Origin of the sequence: Cellulomonas flavigena DSM 20109 (assembly GCF_000092865.1) — a bacterium.
In the GTDB taxonomy this organism is placed as follows: Bacteria; Actinomycetota; Actinomycetes; order Actinomycetales; family Cellulomonadaceae; genus Cellulomonas; species Cellulomonas flavigena.
The window spans coordinates 2,201,065-2,220,310 of the sequence record NC_014151.1 but is presented as its reverse complement, the minus strand read 5'-3'; the positions used below and the strand labels follow the sequence as shown (position 1 = coordinate 2,220,310).

17 protein-coding genes and 1 tRNA gene are annotated in these 19,246 nt (G+C 73.7%); 16 read left to right on the top strand and 2 right to left on the bottom strand.

The window, feature by feature from the left end:
• Positions 1–8 precede the first annotated feature (8 nt).
• The 14 genes from hisI (at position 9) to pyk (ending at position 16,627) form a co-directional block, all read left to right on the top strand.
• On the top strand, positions 9–440 hold the full coding sequence (gene hisI / locus CFLA_RS10090) for a phosphoribosyl-AMP cyclohydrolase (protein WP_052302832.1): 432 nt from the start codon (positions 9–11) through the stop codon (positions 438–440).
• Positions 437–2,014, top strand: a complete 1,578-nt coding sequence (locus tag CFLA_RS10085; protein WP_013117221.1) for an anthranilate synthase component I — start codon at positions 437–439, stop codon at positions 2,012–2,014. The genes hisI and CFLA_RS10085 overlap by 4 nt, the downstream gene beginning before the upstream one ends.
• A complete protein-coding gene (locus CFLA_RS10080; protein WP_013117220.1) occupies positions 2,011–2,643 on the top strand; it encodes a Trp biosynthesis-associated membrane protein in 633 nt (210 codons plus the stop codon). Before CFLA_RS10085 ends, CFLA_RS10080 begins: the two co-directional genes overlap by 4 nt.
• A gap of 68 nt (positions 2,644–2,711) precedes the next feature.
• On the top strand, positions 2,712–3,017 hold the full coding sequence (locus tag CFLA_RS10075) for an HGxxPAAW family protein (protein WP_013117219.1): 306 nt from the start codon (positions 2,712–2,714) through the stop codon (positions 3,015–3,017).
• 80 nt (positions 3,018–3,097) lie between these two features.
• Positions 3,098–3,715: a DUF4190 domain-containing protein gene (locus CFLA_RS19020; RefSeq protein ID WP_013117218.1), complete on the top strand. Its 618-nt coding sequence runs from the start codon at positions 3,098–3,100 to the stop codon at positions 3,713–3,715.
• Between the two features lie 60 nt (positions 3,716–3,775).
• Positions 3,776–4,222, top strand: coding sequence for a DUF2752 domain-containing protein (locus CFLA_RS10065; protein ID WP_245530227.1), 447 nt, complete (start codon positions 3,776–3,778; stop codon positions 4,220–4,222).
• Positions 4,223–4,264: 42 nt separating this feature from the next.
• The gene (locus CFLA_RS19740; RefSeq protein ID WP_013117216.1) at positions 4,265–4,846 is read left to right on the top strand and encodes a DUF4190 domain-containing protein; all 582 of its coding nucleotides are present in this window, start codon (positions 4,265–4,267) and stop codon (positions 4,844–4,846) included.
• A gap of 212 nt (positions 4,847–5,058) precedes the next feature.
• On the top strand, positions 5,059–5,871 hold the full coding sequence (trpC, locus tag CFLA_RS10055) for an indole-3-glycerol phosphate synthase TrpC (protein ID WP_013117215.1): 813 nt from the start codon (positions 5,059–5,061) through the stop codon (positions 5,869–5,871).
• 38 nt (positions 5,872–5,909) lie between these two features.
• On the top strand, positions 5,910–7,187 hold the full coding sequence (trpB, locus tag CFLA_RS10050; RefSeq protein ID WP_043598976.1) for a tryptophan synthase subunit beta: 1,278 nt from the start codon (positions 5,910–5,912) through the stop codon (positions 7,185–7,187).
• Complete coding sequence (gene trpA / locus CFLA_RS10045) at positions 7,184–8,020, top strand: tryptophan synthase subunit alpha (protein ID WP_013117213.1); 837 nt, start codon at positions 7,184–7,186, stop codon at positions 8,018–8,020. The genes trpB and trpA overlap by 4 nt, the downstream gene beginning before the upstream one ends.
• Positions 8,017–8,895: a prolipoprotein diacylglyceryl transferase gene (gene lgt, locus CFLA_RS10040; RefSeq protein WP_013117212.1), complete on the top strand. Its 879-nt coding sequence runs from the start codon at positions 8,017–8,019 to the stop codon at positions 8,893–8,895. Before trpA ends, lgt begins: the two co-directional genes overlap by 4 nt.
• A gap of 154 nt (positions 8,896–9,049) precedes the next feature.
• The gene (gene gltB, locus CFLA_RS10035; RefSeq protein ID WP_013117211.1) at positions 9,050–13,615 is read left to right on the top strand and encodes a glutamate synthase large subunit; all 4,566 of its coding nucleotides are present in this window, start codon (positions 9,050–9,052) and stop codon (positions 13,613–13,615) included.
• Positions 13,608–15,083 carry a glutamate synthase subunit beta gene (locus CFLA_RS10030; protein ID WP_013117210.1) on the top strand — a complete coding sequence of 492 codons (1,476 nt, stop codon included), beginning with the start codon at positions 13,608–13,610 and terminating at the stop codon, positions 15,081–15,083. Before gltB ends, CFLA_RS10030 begins: the two co-directional genes overlap by 8 nt.
• A gap of 107 nt (positions 15,084–15,190) precedes the next feature.
• Entirely contained in the window at positions 15,191–16,627 is a 1,437-nt protein-coding gene (gene pyk / locus CFLA_RS10025; RefSeq protein ID WP_013117209.1) for a pyruvate kinase, read from the top strand.
• A 70-nt stretch (positions 16,628–16,697) separates the two neighbouring features.
• Here the strand turns inward: pyk and CFLA_RS10020 are convergent, their stop codons facing one another.
• A complete protein-coding gene (locus CFLA_RS10020) occupies positions 16,698–17,573 on the bottom strand; it encodes a serine/threonine-protein kinase (RefSeq protein WP_013117208.1) in 876 nt (291 codons plus the stop codon).
• Positions 17,574–17,735: 162 nt separating this feature from the next.
• Between CFLA_RS10020 and CFLA_RS10015 the strand changes: the two genes are divergently transcribed.
• Positions 17,736–18,293 carry an isochorismatase family protein gene (locus CFLA_RS10015; RefSeq protein ID WP_013117207.1) on the top strand — a complete coding sequence of 186 codons (558 nt, stop codon included), beginning with the start codon at positions 17,736–17,738 and terminating at the stop codon, positions 18,291–18,293.
• A gap of 95 nt (positions 18,294–18,388) precedes the next feature.
• Here CFLA_RS10015 and CFLA_RS10010 read toward each other — a convergent pair.
• Positions 18,389–18,462 (bottom strand) — tRNA-Leu (locus CFLA_RS10010).
• Positions 18,463–18,555: 93 nt separating this feature from the next.
• On the opposite strand from CFLA_RS10010, the gene CFLA_RS10005 reads away from it, so the two are divergent.
• Positions 18,556–19,239: an ANTAR domain-containing response regulator gene (locus CFLA_RS10005; protein ID WP_013117206.1), complete on the top strand. Its 684-nt coding sequence runs from the start codon at positions 18,556–18,558 to the stop codon at positions 19,237–19,239.
• Positions 19,240–19,246: the final 7 nt, after the last annotated feature.

Here is a 19,246-nt window from a genome sequence, read left to right as displayed (position 1 = left end):
CCTCCACCATGCCCGACGGCCGCCGGGCACCCAGCGACCTCGCCCCGGCCGTGGCGGACCGTCTGCGTCGCGACGACGCGGGCCTCGTCGCGGCGGTCGTGCAACAGCACGACACGCGCGAGGTGCTGATGCTCGGATGGATGGACGACGAGGCGCTGCACCGCACGCTGACGACGGGCCGGGTGACGTTCTGGAGCCGGTCGCGCCAGGAGTACTGGCGCAAGGGCGACACGTCGGGCCATGTCCAGCACGTGCGGTCCGTCGCGATCGACTGCGACGGCGACGCCCTGCTCGTCACCGTCGACCAGGTCGGGGCCGCCTGCCACACCGGCACCCGCACGTGCTTCGAGGCCGGGGGACCGTTGCCCCTGGTCCTGCCCGCCGGCGTCGTCGCAGCCGCGGACGACGACACCACCACCCACCGAGGAGCCCAGCCGTGACCCAGCCGTCCGTCTCCGCCGCGCCGCGCGCGACCGCCACGGACCTGCCCTGGGGCGCGACCTGGCCGTCGCGCGAGCGGTTCCGCGAGCTCGCGACCGACCGTCGCGTGGTGCCGGTCGTGCGGCGCCTGCTGGCCGACGACGTGACACCCGTGGGCCTGTACCGCACGCTCGCGGGCGGGCGCCCCGGCACGTTCGTCCTGGAGTCCGCCGAGTCGGACGGCACCTGGGGCCGCTGGTCGTTCGTCGGCGTCGCGTCGCGCGCGTGCCTGTCGGTGCGCGACGGCCGCGCCGCGTGGCGCGGGGACGTGCCGGTGGGCGTGCCGACCGAGGGTGACGTGCTGGATGTGCTGGGCCGCACCCTCGACGTGCTGCACACCCCGCACGTCGACGGGCTGCCGCCCCTGACGGGTGGGCTCGTGGGGGTCCTCGGCTGGGACGTCGTGCGGCACTGGGAACCCACGCTGCCGGCGCGTGCCCCGGAGGAGCTGCACATCCCCGAGGTGACGCTGCTGCTGGCGTCGGACCTCGCCGCCGTCGACCACGTCGACGGTTCGGTGTGGCTCGTGGCCAACGCGATCAACTTCGACGCCACCGACGAACGTGTCGACGAGGCCTACGCGGACGCCGTGCGCCGTCTGGACGAGATGCAGGCCGCCCTGCGCCGGCCCGCACCGCCGGCACCCGCGGTCGTCGACCTCGAGGCGCCGGTGCCCGAGCTGGAGTTCCGGAGCACGCGCGAGGAGTTCGAGGCCCAGGTGCGCCGTGGGCAGGACGCCATCCGCGACGGCGAGGTCTTCCAGGTCGTCCTGTCGCAGCGGCTCGACCTCGACTGCCCGGCGGACCCCCTGGACGTCTACCGGGTGCTGCGTACCGTCAACCCGAGCCCGTACATGTACCTGCTCGCGCTGCAGGACGCCGACGGGCACGACTTCTCGGTCGTCGGGTCGAGCCCCGAGACCCTCGTCAAGGTGACCGACGGGCACGTCACGACGTTCCCCATCGCCGGCTCCCGGCCGCGGGGCGCGACGCCCGAGGAGGACCGCGCGCTGCAGGACGAGGTGCTCGCGGACCCGAAGGAGAGGGCCGAGCACATCATGCTCGTCGACCTGTCGCGCAACGACATGGTGAAGGTGTGCGAGCCGACCAGCGTCGAGGTCGTCGAGTTCATGGCCGTGCGGCGGTTCTCCCACATCATGCACATCTGCTCCACGGTGGTCGGGCGGCTGCGCGCCGGGTCCACGGCGCTGCAGACGCTCGTGGCGACGTTCCCCGCGGGCACGCTGTCCGGTGCGCCCAAGCCGCGAGCCATCGAGCTGATCGACGAGCTGGAGCCGGCCCGCCGCGGCGTGTACGGCGGCACGGTCGGGTACTTCGACTTCGCCGGGGACATGGACATGGCGATCGCGATCCGCACCGCCGTCATCCGCGACGGGCGGGCGAGCGTCCAGGCCGGCGGCGGCATCGTCGCGGACTCCGTGCCTGCGCTGGAGTACGAGGAGTCGCGCAACAAGGCCGCGGCGGCCGTGCGGGCCGTGCAGCTCGCCGCGCGCCTGCGCCGCGACCTGCCGTGAGCGACGCCCCGACCGGCGCCGACGCACCGGCCGGTGCCGATGGCGCGCCCGTGCGCGCTCGCGCGCGCCGCGGACGGTGGGTGCTGCTCCTGCTGGTCGCCGCGGGGCTCGTCGCCCTCGTGAGCGCGCCGACGTGGGTGACCACCGAGGGCACGAGCACGCTCGACGGCACCGTGCGGGTCGTGGTGACAGGTGCGCAGGCCGCACCGCAGACCCGTGCCGGCGCGCTCGTCCTGCTCGCCGCGGCGGGCGCCGTCGCGCTCGTCGGCCGGGTGGGTCGGTGGGTCGTGGCGGCGGTCACCGCAGGTGCGGGCGCCCTCGTGGTCGGCGGCGCGGCCGCTGTGCTGCTCGACCCCGCGGGCGCCGCCACGACCCCGCTGGCACAGGCCACCGGGGTCGTGACCGCACAGCCCGTGGCCGACGTCACAGCAGGGCCCGCGGCTGCCGTCGGCGTCGGCCTCCTGGCGGTGCTGCTCGCGGTGGCGTTGCTGCGAGCGCCCGGCGCGTGGGAGCAGCGCTCACGGCGCCACGAGCGTCTCACGGCGCGCGGCGGCGTCGCGCCGGCAGCCGGCCCGCCGGACGAGCGATCCGACTGGGACGCCCTCAGCCGCGGCGACGACCCGTCCTGACCAGCGCGTCGAGCCCGCACGTCTCGGATAGGGTGAGGCAGAACCCGAGCACGAAGGACGTACCCCTGATGGCCGATCACTCGCTGGCCCACCGCGCGCAGAACCCGACGCGTACCGAGACCATGCACCTGCCGCCGACGAGCGCGCCCACCAACCACGGACGCACCCTCGCGGCGTGGACGACGACGTGGGTGGTCGTCCTCGGCGGGGTCGTCGCCGGCCTCGGCGTCGCGCTGACGTTCGCGTGGCTGTTCTGGGTCGGCCTGGGGGTCATCGCGGCCGGCCTGATCCTGGGCAAGGTGCTGCAGGTCCTGGGACACGGGCAGGGCGGCGCGGCGACGATCGCGCGAGCCCAGCGGCGCGGAGGCCACTGACCGCACCCGCCGCGGGTGTCCCGCGGTCCGCCGTACCGGCCGGCACGGTCGGCCACCACCGAGGTCCACAGGAGAGCTGCATGTCGAGCCCGAACGAGCCCCGCGACCCGTACACGCCCGACGAGCCGTCGAGCACCGAGGTGGGTGCGGCCGGCGCGGAGCCCCAGCCGCCCGTACCGCCCGCGCCCGACGTGCCCCCGTACCCCGCGGGCACCACGCCGGGTGCGGACCAGCCGCCGGCGTACGGCCAGCCGCCCGCCCCCGGGCAGCCGCCCGCGTACGGCCAGCCGCCCGCGTACGGCCAGGCGTCCGCGTACGGCGAGTCCGCCCCGTACGGCCAGGCGCCGGGCTACGGCGCCTACGGCGCCCCGGGTGGGGTGCCTCCGTACGCGAGCGCACCGACGAAGAACGGGCTCGGCGTCTGGTCGCTGGTCCTCGGCATCGCCTCGGTCGTGCTGTGCTGCGCCGGCGTCCTGCTCGCGATCCCCGGTGTCATCACCGGGGTCCTGGGGATGCGCGCCGGCAACCGCGGTGAGGCCACCAACCGCGGCCTGGCCCTGACCGGCATCATCCTCAGCGTCGTCGGAGCCGTCGCGAACCTCGTGCTCGTCGCCCTGTTCCAGGCCGGTGTCGCGGAGATGGGCGGCTGGGAGGAGTTCTGGCGCGAGGTCGAGCGGCAGCAGCAGACGGCCCCGTGACGCCCCGACGCCGGGTGACGTGAGCACGAGGGCGGGAGCACGGACGTGGGACCGGGTGACGTGGGTACCGACCACCTGACCGGGGAGCGGTCGGTGCCGGCGGTCGTACGTCGGGCCGTCGCTCCTGCGGCCGTGGCGGCCGCCGCCGTGACGGCGGTGACGGTGCTCGCCGTCCGCAGCCCCTACACGCCGTTCAGCTACGGCTTCTGCCCGTCGCTGCTCGTGCTCGGGGTCGCGTGCCCCGGGTGCGGGGGCCTGCGTGCGACGCACGACCTCGCCACCGGTGACCTGGGGGGCGCCTGGGGCGCGAACCCGTTGTGGGTGCTGGCGGTGCCGTTGCTCGCGGCCGCGTGGGCGGTCTGGGCGGTGCGTCGGACGACGGGCCGGCCCTTGCCGGTCGTCCCGCGTGCGGTGCCCTGGGCCGTCCTCGCCGTCGTCGTCGCCTTCGGCGTGCTGCGCAACGTGCCGGCTCTCGTCCCGTACCTGGGCCCGGCCCCGCTTCCCTGACGTACCGGGGCCGCGCGCCCCGTCCGACCGACCGGAGAACCCATGACCACCTCACCCGACCCGCAGGCGGACCGTGCCGCGACCGGCGGCGCGCGACCGGCCGGGCCCGTCTACGGGCAGGAGGGCGCGTACGCGACGTACCGGGGGGATGCGGCGCCCCTCGGCGACGCTCCGCCGCCGCCCACCACCGTCCCGCCGGCGTCGGGTGACGCACCGCGGGGCGACGCGCAGCACGGCGTTCCGGGGTACCCGCAGCACGGCGTGCCGGGGTACCCGCAGCCGGTCGCACCGGGGTATCCCACGAGCGGCGCCCCGCAGGGTGGGTACCCCACGCGCCCGCCGATGCCCCGCAACGACCTCGCCGTGTGGTCCCTGGTGCTGGGGCTGCTGGGTGTCCTCGGCTGCGTGTTCTTCACGGGCGTCCCTGCCGTCGTCGTCGGCAACAACGCGCGGCGTGCGGTCGCCGCGGGGGAGGCCGACAACGCCGGGACGGCGACTGCCGGCATCGTCCTGGGCTGGGTCGCCACGGGTCTGGGCGTGCTGCTCGGCGTCCTGCTCGTCCTGTCCGCCCTGGTGCCGCTGCTGTTCATGGGCATCGCGCTGCCGATCATGGGCTACCGGTGACGCCTGCCGGCGGCGACCCTCGAGGTCCGGGCGGGCGTGGACCAGGGGGTGCACCACGCCCTGCGCCGTCCGGGCGACGGGTCGGGTCGGTCCCACACCTCGGGCGGTGGCCGGGTGTGGCGCGCAGCACGTCTACCATGGCTCGTCGGCGAGCCCCCGCGCAGTGCGGTGGAGGTGCGCCGCACCAACCGGCCTGAGGGGATGATCCGTCGATGACCGTGCTGGACGACATCGTCGCGGGGGTCAGGGAGGACCTCGCCGCGAGAGAGGCGGCGACGCCTCTCGGGGACCTCAAGGAGCTCGCGGCCCGCCGGGAGTCGGCGCTGCAGTGCGTCTCGCGGCTGAAGCTCGCGGACGCCGTGACCGTGATCGCCGAGGTGAAGCGCTCGAGCCCGAGCAAGGGCGCGCTCGCCGCGATCTCCGACCCGGCCGCCCTGGCCGCCGAGTACGAGAAGGGCGGCGCCGCGGCGATCTCGGTGCTCACCGAGCAGCGACGCTTCAACGGCTCGCTCGCCGACCTCGACGCCGTGCGTGCGCGCGTCGACGTGCCCGTGCTGCGCAAGGACTTCGTGGTCTCGCCCTACCAGGTGTGGGAGGCGCGAGCGCACGGCGCGGACCTCGTGCTGCTCATCGTGGCGGCCCTCGAGCAGACCGTCCTGGAGTCCCTCGTCGAGCGCGTGCACTCGCTCGGCATGACCGCGCTCGTCGAGGTGCACGACACGGAGGAGGTCGCGCGCGCGGTGGACGCCGGTGCTCGCGTCATCGGCGTCAACGCGCGTGATCTGCGGTCGCTCGAGGTCGACCGCACGACGTTCTCGCGGGTGGCCCCCGCGATCCCGTCGGACGTCGTCAAGGTCGCGGAGTCGGGCGTGCGCGGGCCGCACGACGTCATGGACTACGCGCGTGCCGGCGCGGACGTCGTCCTGGTCGGCGAGGCCCTGGTCACCGACGACGCCCCGCGGCAGTCGGTCGCCGACCTGGTCGCCGCGGGTGCGCACCCCTCGCTGCGGGCGGTGCGCCAGTGAGCTCACCCGCCACGGGCCGTGGCCAGGTGTCCCGGAGCATGCGTGAGGTGCTGGCGGGCGGCGGGCCGCTCGCCCGCCACGAGGGCCCGTACTTCGGGGACTTCGGGGGCCGGTTCGTGCCCGAGGCGCTCATCGCCGCGCTCGACGAGCTCGAGACGTACTACCGCAAGGCGCTCGCCGACCCGTCGTTCGCCGACGAGCTCGAGCGTCTGCACCGTACCTACACCGGGCGTCCCAGCCCGATCACGGAGGTGCCGCGGTTCGCGCGGCACGTCGGCGACGGGGTGCGGGTCTTCCTCAAGCGCGAGGACCTCAACCACACCGGGTCGCACAAGATCAACAACGTCCTCGGGCAGGCGCTGCTCGTCAGGCGCATGGGCAAGCGTCGCGTCATCGCGGAGACGGGTGCGGGGCAGCACGGTGTCGCCACCGCGACGGCCGCGGCGCTGCTCGACCTCGAGTGCACGATCTACATGGGCGAGGAGGACACGCGCCGTCAGGCGCTGAACGTCGCGCGCATGGAGCTGCTCGGCGCGACCGTCGTGCCCGTCACCGTCGGCGCCCGTACGCTCAAGGACGCGATCAACGAGGCGCTGCGCGACTGGGTCGCCAACGTCGAGACGACGCACTACCTCCTGGGAACCGTCACCGGCCCGCACCCGTTCCCCGAGATGGTGCGGGACTTCCACAAGGTGATCGGCGAGGAGGCGCGCGCGCAGGTCCTCGAGGAGACCGGTCACCTGCCCGAGGCGGTCGTGGCGTGCGTCGGCGGCGGGTCGAACGCGATGGGCATCTTCAACGCGTTCCTCGACGACCCGCAGGTCCGGCTCTTCGGCTTCGAGGCCGGCGGCGAGGGCATCTCCTCGGGCCGGCACTCGGCGCGCTTCTCCGGCGGCGCGCCCGGCGTGCTGCACGGCGCGCGCAGCTACCTGCTGCAGGACGAGGACGGGCAGACGCTGCCGAGCCACTCGGTCTCTGCCGGCCTGGACTACCCGAGCGTCGGGCCGGAGCACGCGTGGCTGCACGACACCGGACGCGCGCAGTACCGGCCCGTCACGGACGACGAGGCCATGGAGGCATTCCGGCTGCTGTGCCGCACCGAGGGCATCATCCCGGCGATCGAGTCCGCGCACGCCCTCGCCGGGGCGATCCAGCTGGGCCGGGAGGCCCAGGGGTGGGGTCAGGACGGCCGCCCGCCGGTGCTCCTGGTCAACCTGTCGGGCCGCGGGGACAAGGACGTGGCGACGGCGGCGGCGTGGTTCGGTCTGCTCGAGCCCGAGCCCGTGGTGAAGGCGGACGAGGGAGAGCAGCTGTGAGCGTGACGGACGTGCGGTCGGCGACGGGGGAGCGGCTCGATGAGCTCGCCGCCGGGCCCGCCCCCCGGGCGGCGCTCGTCGGCTACCTGCCCGTCGGCTTCCCGACGGTGCCGGGGTCGGCACGCGCGGTGCGCACCATGGTCGACGCCGGCGTCGACGTCGTCGAGCTCGGCATCCCGTACACCGATCCCGTCATGGACGGGCCGGTCATCCAGGCCGCGGCGAACCGCGCGCTCGCACAGGGCACGCGCGTGGCCGACACGCTGCGCGTCGCGGAGCAGGTCGCCGGCGCCGGTGCGCCCGTGCTGGTGATGACCTACTGGAACATCGTCCTGCGGTACGGCGTCGACGCGTTCGCCCGGGATCTCGCGGCCGCGGGCGGCGCAGGCCTCATCACCCCCGACCTCATCCCCGACGAGGGTGCGGAGTGGCTCGCCGCCAGCGACGCGCACGGCCTGGACCGGGTGTTCCTCGTCGCCCCGAGCTCCACGCCGGAGCGGCTCGCCTCCACGGTGGCGGCCAGCCGCGGGTTCGTCTACGCGGCCTCGACGATGGGCGTCACGGGTGAGCGCACGACGGTGGGGGACCGCGCGGAGCAGCTCGTGGCCGCGACCCGGGCTGCCGGGGCGGCACGCGTGTGCGTCGGCCTCGGCGTCTCGCGGCCCGAGCAGGCTGCCGAGGTCGCGGGCTACGCCGACGGCGTGATCGTGGGCTCGGCGCTCGTGCGCGCCCTGCTGGAGGCACCGGACGAGGCGTCGGGCCTCACCGCGCTCGAGGGGGTCGTCCGCGGGCTCGCGGACGGGGTGCGGGGGGCGGTCCGGGCGCCGCGATGAGCCTTCTGCCGCTCGCGATCCCCAGCCCGGGGCAGAGCGTCTGGCACCTCGGGCCCTTCCCGGTGCGGGCGTACGCGATCGCGATCCTGCTCGGCATCGTCGTCGCGACCGTCATGACGCAGCGGCGCTGGAAGGCGCGCGGCGGCGCGCCCGAGACCGTGCTCGACGTCGCGTACTGGGCGGTGCCGTTCGGCATCGTCGGCGGCCGGCTGTACCACGTGGTGAGCTCGCCGGACGCGTACCTCGGCCCGGACGGGGACCCGTGGCGGGCCCTGTACGTGTGGGAGGGCGGGCTGGGCATCTGGGGCGCCGTGGCGCTCGGTGCCGTGGGTGCGTGGATCGGCTGCCGGCGCCACGGCGTGCGCCTGACGGCGTTCGCGGACGCGGTCGCCCCCGGTCTGCTCGTCGCGCAGGCGATCGGACGGCTGGGCAACTGGTTCAACCAGGAGCTCTTCGGCGGGCCGACGACGCTGCCGTGGGGGCTGCAGGTCGACGACCTGCACCTGCCTCCCGGCCACGACCCCGGGACGCTGTTCCACCCGACGTTCCTGTACGAGCTGCTGTGGAACCTCGCGGCCGCCGCGCTGCTCGTGCTCCTGGACCGGCGGCTGCGCCTCGGGCACGGGCGGGCTTTCTGGCTGTACGTCGTCCTCTACGCGTCGGGTCGGCTGTGGATCGAGATGCTGCGCATCGACCCGGCCGAGACGGTGCTGGGGCTGCGACTCAACGTCTGGACGTCCATCGTGGTCGGGGTCGGCGCGCTGGTAGCGTTCGTCGTGGTCGGACGTCGGCACCCTGGACGTGACACGACCGTCCTGCTGACACCCCCGACGACGCAGGACGACGAGGCGGACACCCCCGACCGCGTCCGGTGACACCGGGCTCGACGGACGCGGTCCTGCCCGGCACGGTCATCGGGACCGTCGCACGGGCGGTATCGTCGCCTCACACCTCTGGGCCGACGGCGTCCCGGTTCCCCCTTGTTCGTTCGACGCCCCGGCTCTGTCGGGGACGGTGAGGACGGTGCTGATGTCGACGTCGCCCGTGAGCCCCGGCGCTGCCGTGGCGCCTGCCCGGCACGCCCTCTACGACCCGGCGGCCGAGCACGACGCCTGCGGCTTCGCGTTCGTCGCGACGCTGCGCGGCACACCCGGTCGTGACATCGTGGACGCGGGCCTGACGGCGCTGCTCAACCTGGACCACCGTGGCGCGGTCGGTGCGGAGGAGGACAGCGGCGACGGCGCCGGCATCCTCACGCAGATCCCGGACGCCTTCCTGCGCGACGTCGTGGACGCCGAGCTGCCGCCGGCCGGCCACTACGCCATCGGCATGGCCTTCCTGCCGGTCGACGAGGCCGAGCGCGCGCACGTGGTCGCGGCGGTCGAGGCCGTCGCAGCGGAGGAGAAGCTCGAGGTCCTCGCGTGGCGCGACGTGGTCGTCACGGCGGACCTCGTCGGGCCCACGGCACGCGCCTCCATGCCCGTCTTCCGCCAGCTCGTCGTGGCCGACCCGTCGCGCGAGCTGGCAGGCATCGCGCTCGACCGCCGTGCCTACCGGCTGCGCAAGCGGGCCGAGCGTGAGCACGGCGTGTACTTCGCGTCGCTGTCGGCTCGGACCATCACCTACAAGGGCATGCTCACCACGGGGCAGCTCGAGCCGTTCTTCGCGGACCTGTCGGACCCGCGCTACGCGACCGAGATCGCGCTCGTGCACTCGCGCTTCTCCACCAACACGTTCCCGTCGTGGCCGCTGGCGCAGCCGTTCCGGATGATCGCCCACAACGGCGAGATCAACACCGTGCGCGGCAACCGCAACTGGATGGCGGCACGCGAGGGCATGCTCGAGTCCGAGCTGCTCGGCGACCTCGCCCCGCTGCTGCCGGTCTGCACGCCCGGCGGGTCGGACTCGGGCAGCTTCGACGAGGTGCTCGAGCTGCTGCACCTGTCGGGCCGCTCGCTGCCGCACGCCGTGATGATGATGATCCCGGAGCCGTGGGAGAACCACGCGCAGATGGACCCGGCCACGCGCGCGTTCTTCGAGTACCACTCGACGCTCATGGAGCCGTGGGACGGCCCGGCGGCCATGACGTTCACCGACGGCACGCTCATCGGCGCCGTGCAGGACCGCAACGGCCTGCGCCCCGGGCGCTACTGGGTGACCGAGGACGGTCTGGTGGTCTGCGCGTCGGAGGCCGGCGTTCTCGACATCGACCCCGCGTCGATCGTGGCCAAGGGCCGCCTCGAGCCGGGGCTGTTCTTCCTCGTCGACACCGGTCAGGGCCGGATCGTCGCGGACGTCGAGGTCATGGCGCAGCTGGCGGCGCAGCGTCCCTACGCCCAGTGGGTGCAGGAGAACGCGGTGCACCTGTCGCAGCTGCCCGACCGGGAGCACATCGCACACTCGGCCGCGTCCGTGCGTCGTCGCCAGCGCGCCTTCGGGTACACCGAGGAGGAGCTCAAGGTCCTGCTCGCACCGATGGCGCAGAACGGTGCCGAGCCGCTGGGTGCCATGGGCTCGGACACGCCGGTCGCGGTCCTGTCGAAGCGCCCGCGGCTGCTGTTCGACTACTTCACGCAGATGTTCGCGCAGGTCACCAACCCGCCGCTGGACGCGATCCGCGAGGAGCTCGTCACGTCGATCGGTGGCGCGATCGGCCCCGAGCCGAACCTGCTGGCCGACGGGCCGGAGCACGCGCGCAAGATCATGCTGCCGTTCCCGGTCATCGACAACGACCAGCTCGCCAAGATCGTGCACGTCGCCAAGGAGCCGTCGCTCGGCTTCCGTGCGACGACGATCCGCGGGCTGTACAGGGTCGACGGGGGCGGTGCGGCGCTCGAGGCGCGTCTCGAGGAGATCTTCGCCGAGGTCGACCGCGCGATCGCGGACGGCGTGAGCTTCCTCGTGCTGTCGGACCGCAACTCCGACGCCGACCTCGCGCCGATCCCGTCGCTGCTGCTGCTGTCGGCGGTGCACCACCACACGCTGCGCCGTCACACCCGCACGCAGATCTCGCTCGTCGTCGAGGCGGGCGACGTGCGCGAGGTCCACCACGTCGCGCTGCTCGTCGGCTACGGCGCGGCCGCGGTCAACCCGTACCTCGCGATGGAGACGGTCGAGGACCAGGCGCGCAGCGGCTACCTGCCGGGCGTGACGCCGGAGAAGGCCGTGGCCAACCTCATCAAGGCGCTCGGCAAGGGCGTCCTGAAGGTCATGTCGAAGATGGGCATCTCGACGATCGCGTCGTACCGCGGCGCGCAGGTCTTCGAGGCCATCGGCCTGTCCCACGCGCTCGTGGACAAGTACTTCACGGGCACCACGAGCCGGCTGGGCGGTGTCGGGCTCGACGTCGTCGCGGCCGAGGTCGCCGCACGGCACGCCGACGCGTACCCCGCGAGCGGCAACCGGCAGGCCCACCAGCGGCTGGCGGTCGGCGGCGAGTACCAGTGGCGCCGCGGCGGCGAGGAGCACCTGTTCGACCCCGAGACGGTCTTCCGGCTGCAGCACTCGACGCGCACGCGCCAGATGGACGTCTTCCGGGAGTACACCAAGCGGGTGGACGAGCAGTCCGAGCGGCTCATGACGCTGCGCGGTCTGCTGCGCTTCAAGGAGGGCGCGCGTCGCCCGGTGCCGATCGACGAGGTCGAGCCCGTCAGCGAGATCGTCAAGCGGTTCAACACCGGAGCGATGTCGTACGGCTCCATCTCGGCCGAGGCGCACGAGACGCTCGCCATCGCGATGAACCAGCTCGGCGGCAAGTCCAACACCGGTGAGGGCGGCGAGGACCCGGAGCGGCTGCACGACCCGCGACGCCGTTCGGCGATCAAGCAGATCGCCTCGGGGCGGTTCGGCGTGACGAGCGAGTACCTCACCAACGCCGACGACATCCAGATCAAGCTCGCCCAGGGCGCCAAGCCGGGCGAGGGTGGTCAGCTGCCCGGTCACAAGGTGTACCCCTGGGTGGCGAAGACGCGGCACTCGACGCCCGGGGTCGGCCTCATCTCCCCGCCGCCGCACCACGACATCTACTCGATCGAGGACCTCGCGCAGCTCATCCACGACGCGAAGAACGCGAACCCGTCGGCGCGGATCCACACCAAGCTCGTCTCCGAGTTCGGCGTCGGGACCGTCGCCGCGGGAGTCGCCAAGGCGCACTCCGACGTCGTGCTGATCTCCGGCCACGACGGCGGTACGGGCGCGAGCCCGCTGACGTCGCTCAAGCACGCCGGCACGCCGTGGGAGATCGGACTGGCGGAGACGCAGCAGACGCTCGTGCTCAACGACCTGCGGGACCGCGTGGTGGTGCAGGTCGACGGCCAGCTCAAGACCGGCCGGGACGTCGTCGTCGGCGCGCTGCTCGGGGCCGAGGAGTTCGGCTTCGCCACCGCTCCGCTCGTGGTGTCGGGGTGCGTCATGATGCGCGTATGCCACCTCGACACCTGTCCCGTCGGCGTCGCGACGCAGAACCCGGAGCTGCGCGCGCGGTTCAGCGGCAAGCCGGAGTTCGTCGTGACGTTCTTCGAGTTCATCGCGCAGGAGGTGCGCGAGCTGCTCGCGGCGCTCGGCTTCCGCTCGCTGGCGGAGGCCGTGGGACGCGTGGAGATGCTCGACACGCGTCACGCCGTGGACCACTGGAAGGCCGAGGGCCTGGACCTCACGCCCGTGCTCGCCGTGCCGCAGCCCAAGCCGGGCTCGGGCCTGTCGCACGCCCGCGCACAGGACCACGGGCTCGAGCGCGCGCTGGACAACCAGCTCATCGCCCTGGCGACCGACGCGCTCGAGCGCGGCGAGCCGGTGCGCATCGACCTCCCGATCCGCAACGTCAACCGCACCGTCGGCACGATGCTCGGCCACGAGGTGACCAAGCGCTACGGCGGCGCGGGCCTGCCCGACGACACGATCGACACGACGCTCACCGGCTCGGCCGGTCAGTCGTTCGGCGCGTTCCTGCCGAAGGGCATCACGCTGCGTCTCTTCGGCGACGCCAACGACTACGTCGGCAAGGGGCTGTCGGGCGGCCGGATCGTCGTGCGGCCCGACCGCAGCTCGTCCCTGACGAGTCAGCACAACGTCATCGCGGGCAACGTCATCGGGTACGGCGCGACCAGCGGGCAGATCTTCCTGCGAGGTCTGGTCGGCGAGCGGTTCGGGGTCCGTAACTCGGGTGCGACGCTCGTCGTCGAAGGCGTCGGGGACCACGCGTGCGAGTACATGACCGGTGGCACGGTGCTGGTCCTCGGGCCCACGGGCCGCAACCTCGGCGCGGGCATGTCCGGTGGCACCGCGTACGTGCTGGACCTGACGCCGGAGCTCGTGAACGTCGACGCGGTCCGCTCGGGCGAGCTGTCCCTGGCCCCGCTCGACGACGAGGACATGGAGCTCGTCGAGGGGCTGCTGCGCTCGTACGCCGAGGAGACGGGGTCCCTCGTGGCCGCCGCGCTCCTCGAGGACCCCGTCACGACCCGCTCGCGCTTCACGCGCCTGCTGCCCACCGAGTACGCCCGCGTCCGCGGCGCGCTCGCCGCGGCCGAGGCCGAGGGCCTCGACCCGACCGCGCCCGGCGTGTGGGACAAGATCCTGGAGGTGGCCCGTGGCTGACCCTCGCGGCTTTCTGAAGGTGCGGGACCGCGAGCTCCCGCCGAACCGCCCCGTCGAGGTGCGGCTGCGCGACTGGAAGGACGTGCACGCGCACCTCGAGGAGGGCCAGCCGTTCCTCAAGGAGCAGGCCGGCCGTTGCATGGACTGCGGCATCCCGTTCTGCCACAACGGCTGCCCCCTCGGCAACCTCATCCCGGAGTGGAACGACCTGGTGTGGCGCGGGCAGTGGGCCGACGCGATCGACCGCCTGCACGCGACCAACAACTTCCCGGAGTTCACCGGGCGCATCTGCCCCGCGCCGTGCGAGTCGAGCTGCGTGCTGGGCATCAACCAGCCGCCGGTGACGATCAAGAACGTCGAGGTCTCGATCATCGACGAGGCGTTCGCGCGCGGGCTGGTCACACCGCAGGTGCCGACGCGCCTCACCGGGCACACGGTGGCGGTCGTCGGCTCCGGCCCGGCCGGTCTCGCGGCGGCGCAGCAGCTCACGCGGGCCGGCCACACCGTCGCGGTGTACGAGCGCGACGACGAGATCGGTGGCCTGCTGCGGTACGGCGTGCCGGACTTCAAGCTCGAGAAGGTCCACATCGACAGGCGTCTGGAGCAGATGCGGGCCGAGGGCACGCGCTTCCGCCCCGGGGTCGAGGTCGGCAGGGACGTCACCTGGGTCCAGCTGCAGGCACGGTACGACGCGATCGTGCTGGCCACGGGTGCGACCGTGGCGCGCCGCCTCACGGTGCCCGGGCTGGGGCTGGACGGCGTGCACGTGGCGATGGACTACCTGCACCAGGCCAACGCGGTCGTCGCCGGCAAGGACGTGCCGGACCAGATCACCGCGGAGGGCAAGCACGTCGTCATCATCGGCGGCGGGGACACCGGCTCGGACTGCCTCGGTACGGCGCTGCGGCAGGGTGCGGCGTCGGTGACGACGCTCGCGATCGGCAAGCGCCCGCCCACCGAGCGCCCCGAGCACCAGCCATGGCCCACCGATCCGGTGCTGTTCGAGGTCTCGTCCTCGCACGAGGAGGGTGGTGAGCGCACGTACCTGGCCTCGACGGTCGCGTTCCTCGGCGACGAGGGCGACGACGCCGGCCACGTGCGTGCGCTGCGCCTGGCGACCACGGAGTACCTGCCCGACGGGCGCCGCGTGCCGATGTCCGGCACGGAGCGCGACATCCCTGCGGAGCTCGTCCTCGTCGCGATGGGCTTCACCGGCCCGGAGACCGAGGACCTCACGGAGCAGATCGGCATCGAGCTGACCGACCGGGGCGCGGTCGCACGCGACGAGGACTTCGCCACGAACGTGCCGGGCGTCTTCGTCGCGGGTGACGCCGGCCGCGGGCAGTCGCTCGTGGTGTGGGCGATCGCCGAGGGCCGCGCCGCGGCCGCCGCCGTCGACGCCTACCTGTCCGGCTCCTCGGAGCTTCCCGCGCCCGTCTCCGCCAGCACGGTGGCGCTGCGCCCCTGACCCCACCCGTCCGACCCCCTCCCGGGGCGTGCGTACCCGCAGGCCGGGCCCGCCCCCCGGGACGTCCGGCCCGCCGGCCGAAATCCAGGAAGGCATAGTCTCGAGACATGCGTAGAGCCAAGATCGTCTGCACCATCGGCCCGGTGACGGAGTCCCCCGAGCAGGTCCAGGCCCTCGTCGACGCGGGCATGGACGTCGCCCGCCTGAACCGCAGCCACGGTGACACCGAGGTGCACAAGCGCGTGTACGACAACGTGCGCGCCGCGGCGAAGGCCTCGGGCCGTTCGGTGGCCGTCCTCGTCGACCTCCAGGGCCCCAAGATCCGCCTCGGGCGGTTCGTCGAGGGCAAGCACGACCTCGCGGTCGGCGACGTCTTCACCATCACGACCGACGAGATCGAGGGCACCAAGGAGCGCGTCTCGACGACGTTCAAGGGCCTGCCGGGCGACGTCAAGCCGGGCGACCCGATTCTCATCGACGACGGCAAGGTCCTCGTGCGGGTCACCGAGGTGAACGGCAACGACGTGGTGACCCGCGTCGAGGTGCCGGGGCCGGTGTCGAACAACAAGGGCCTCAACCTGCCGGGCGTCGCGGTGTCCGTCCCCGCGATGAGCGAGAAGGACGAGGACGACCTGCGGTGGGCCCTCAACGTGGGGGCGGACCTCATCGCGCTCTCGTTCGTCCGCACCGCGGCCGACTACGACGACGTGCGCCGGATCATGGAGGAGGAGGGCCGGGTCGTCCCGGTCATCGCCAAGATCGAGAAGCCGCAGGCCGTCGAGAACCTCTCGGAGATCGTGCAGGCGTTCGACGGCATCATGGTCGCCCGCGGCGACCTGGGCGTCGAGCTGCCCCTGGAGCAGGTGCCGCTGGTGCAGAAGCGTGCGGTCGAGCTCGCGCGCCGCAACGCCAAGCCCGTCATCGTGGCCACCCAGGTGCTCGAGTCGATGATCACGAGCCCGCGCCCGACGCGCGCCGAGGCGTCCGACTGCGCCAACGCGGTGCTCGACGGTGCCGACGCGGTCATGCTCTCGGGCGAGACGTCCGTCGGTGACTTCCCGATCGAGGCCGTGCGCACGATGGCGCGCATCATCGAGAGCACCGAGGAGCTCGGGCGCGAGCGCATCGCGCCGCTCGGCTCGGTGCCCTCGACGCGCGGTGGTGCGATCACGCGTGCCGCCGCCGAGATCGGCGAGCGCATCGGCGTGAAGTACCTGGTGACGTTCACGCAGTCCGGCGACTCGGCGCGGCGCATGTCGCGGCTGCGCTCGCCGATCCCGCTGCTGGCGTTCACGCCCGAGGAGGACGTGCGCAACCGTCTCTCGCTGTCGTGGGGCGTCCAGACGTACCAGGTGCCGAAGGTCGAGAGCACGGACTCGATGGTGAGCCAGGTGGACCACACGCTGCGCGCCAACGGGCTGGCCGAGGTCGGCGACTACGTGGTCGTCGTCGCGGGCACGCCGGTGGGTGTCGTCGGCTCGACCAACACGGTCGTGGTGCACAAGCTCGGTGACGAGGAGGCGGCGCGCACGCGGATCGCCTGACGTCGTACCCGGCGACGGCCGCCGCCCCGATCCGGGGACGGCGGCCGTCGTCGTCGCAGGGGTCGTGTCCTCAGGCCACGGGTGCGGTGGTGTCATCGGCGTGGTCGCGCCGCCGGTGCGCCCGTGGCGGCACGTCGACCCCCCACAGCTCGACGGTGCGCAGCAGCCAGTAGGCCGCGAAGAGGCCGACCAGGAGCGCCTCCAGCACGAGCACCGCCTGGGTCCATGTCGGGACGACCGCGTGCAGCGCGACCACGGCGGACAGCGTGAGCAGCATCGCTGCGCCGAGCCCCGCGTACACCAGGGCCCAGCGGCTGCCCACGGCGCGTGCCGCGAAGGCGTGCCGGACCACGACGCCGACCACGGCGACGAACAGCAGGACCGCCGCGGCGTCGTGCGCCGTCCGGACCAGCAGGTCCGGGGCCACGAGCAGGGCGACCGCCACGGCGAGCACGACGAGGGCGGCGGTCAGGCGCGCGAGCACGGCGGGTGTGCCGGCGGTGGTGCGCAGCGCCACGGCCGTGCGCGTGCCGGTGGCCAGGACGCCGGCGACGACGAGCGCGGTCAGGCTCGTGCGGGCGTCCGCGAGCGCCGGGGGCACGTCGACGACGAGCGCGCCGGGGCAGCCGGTGCCGGGTTCCGTGGGCGTCAGCGCGACGACGAGCGCGAGGAAGCCCGCGGTGTCGAGCAGCGCGTCCTCGATGTCGTCGGCGCTCGTGTAGACGACCAGCAGCGCGCCGACGGCGCACAGCGTCCCGACGAGCACGTCGTGCGCTGCCGTCCAGTAGTAGGCGCTGAGCGAGTCGAGCCAGCAGCCCGCGCGGACCGTCTCGGTCAGCACCGCCGCGCCGAGCATGACGAGCAGCACGACCACCCCGAGGCGCAGGCTGCGGTACGTCGAGCGCACCGCGCGACGCTCGTCGTCGGTCATCGTCCTGGTGTCCACGGTCACCTCCCGGCGTCACCCTGCCAGGGGAGCGCCGGCGTCGCGCGTCGGGCGCGGCGGCGCCGAGGGGAGTGTCGGTGGTCGGTCCTAGCCTGGGGACGTCAGACACGCCCGCGCACGCTCGTCCGGCCGTGGGCGTCCGGGACCGTACGGAGGGCAGCCATGACCACGCTCGAGAACCGCCCGCGCACCGCCGTGCTCGTGATCGACACCCAGGTCGGCGTCCTCGCCGGGGCGCACGACCGCGAGGGGGTGGTCGACCGCATCGCGTCGCTCGTGCACCGCGCGCGCGGCTCCGGGACGCCGGTGGTGTGGGTGCAGCACAGCGCCGACGAGCTGCCGATCGGGAGCGAGCCGTGGCGGATCGTCCCCGAGCTGCCTGTCGACCCGGCGGATCCGGTGGTGCACAAGCGCTACGGCGACTCGTTCGAGGCGACGGACCTCGAGGACGTGCTCGCGCGGGTCGGCGCGGGCCGGCTCGTCGTGACCGGTGCGCAGTCGGACGCGTGCGTGCGCGCGACGATCCACGGCGCCTTCACGCGCGGGTACGACGTGACGCTCGTGTCCGACGCGCACACCACCGAGGACCTCACCGCCTGGGGCGCGCCGCCGCCCGACGCGGTCGTCGCGCACACCAACCTGTACTGGTCCTTCCAGGACGCGCCGGGCAGGACGGCCGACACAGCGACAGCGGCGGAGGTGCGGCTCGACGCGGGCTGACCGGCGACACCACGGGACCACGCGACCCCCTGCAGCACCACAGGCCGGACCCCGAGGGGTCCGGCCTGTGGCCGATGCGCTGCGACATCACACGGTGCCCCGAGTGGGATTCGAACCCACACTGGATCGGGTTTGAGCCGAACGCCTCTGCCGGTTGGGCTATCGGGGCGACGTGCACAGCGTAGTGCGACGCGCCCGCCACGTGACGCCGGCCACGGCACCGGCGCGCCACCGGACGCCTGCGGCGCACTACGCTGTGCACGTGACCAAGGACGACAGCACCGAGCCCACGCAGGACGCGCCGCAGGCCGTGGACCTGTCCGCCGACCCCGCCCCGCGTGCGGCGGCGCCGTCCGGCGGCAGGCCGGCGCGTCGGGCCGTCGTGGCCGAGGACGAGGCGCTCATCCGCATGGACGTCGTCGAGACGCTCACCGAGGCCGGATTCGAGGTCGTCGGCGAGGCGGGCGACGGTGAGCGCGCGGTCGAGCTCGCCACCGAGCTGCGTCCCGACGTGGTCGTCATGGACGTGAAGATGCCCGTCCTCGACGGCATCTCCGCAGCCGAGCGCATCGGGAAGGCGCACCTCGCGCCCGTGGTGCTGCTGACCGCGTTCTCGCAGACCGAGCTCGTCGAGCGTGCGCGGGACGCCGGTGCGATGGCGTACGTGGTCAAGCCGTTCAGCCCGGCCGACCTGCTGCCCGCGGTCGAGATCGCCATCTCCCGCTACGCGCAGATCACGGCGCTCGAGTCGGAGGTCGCCGACCTCGCGGAGCGCTTCGAGACCCGCAAGCGCGTCGACCGCGCCAAGGGTCTGCTGATGACGAAGATGGGCCTGACCGAGCCCGAGTCGTTCCGCTGGATCCAGAAGACCTCGATGGACCGCCGCCTGACGATGCGCGAGGTCGCCGATGCGGTCATCGAGCAGGTGGGTGGCGCGTCCTCCTGACGCGCCC

Bases quoted from the DNA above. Each gene is read 5' to 3' on its own strand.
- gltB (WP_013117211.1), top strand. From the start codon at position 9,050: ATGTCGACGTCGCCCGTGAGCCCCGGCGCTGCCGTGGCGCCTGCCCGG.
- CFLA_RS19740 (WP_013117216.1), top strand. From the start codon at position 4,265: ATGACCACCTCACCCGACCCGCAGGCGGACCGTGCCGCGACCGGCGGC.
- trpC (WP_013117215.1), top strand. From the start codon at position 5,059: ATGACCGTGCTGGACGACATCGTCGCGGGGGTCAGGGAGGACCTCGCC.
- CFLA_RS10075 (WP_013117219.1), top strand. From the start codon at position 2,712: ATGGCCGATCACTCGCTGGCCCACCGCGCGCAGAACCCGACGCGTACC.
- pyk (WP_013117209.1), top strand. From the start codon at position 15,191: ATGCGTAGAGCCAAGATCGTCTGCACCATCGGCCCGGTGACGGAGTCC.
- CFLA_RS10015 (WP_013117207.1), top strand. From the start codon at position 17,736: ATGACCACGCTCGAGAACCGCCCGCGCACCGCCGTGCTCGTGATCGAC.
- CFLA_RS19020 (WP_013117218.1), top strand. From the start codon at position 3,098: ATGTCGAGCCCGAACGAGCCCCGCGACCCGTACACGCCCGACGAGCCG.
- trpB (WP_043598976.1), top strand. From the start codon at position 5,910: ATGCGTGAGGTGCTGGCGGGCGGCGGGCCGCTCGCCCGCCACGAGGGC.
- lgt (WP_013117212.1), top strand. From the start codon at position 8,017: ATGAGCCTTCTGCCGCTCGCGATCCCCAGCCCGGGGCAGAGCGTCTGG.
- hisI (WP_052302832.1), top strand. From the start codon at position 9: ATGCCCGACGGCCGCCGGGCACCCAGCGACCTCGCCCCGGCCGTGGCG.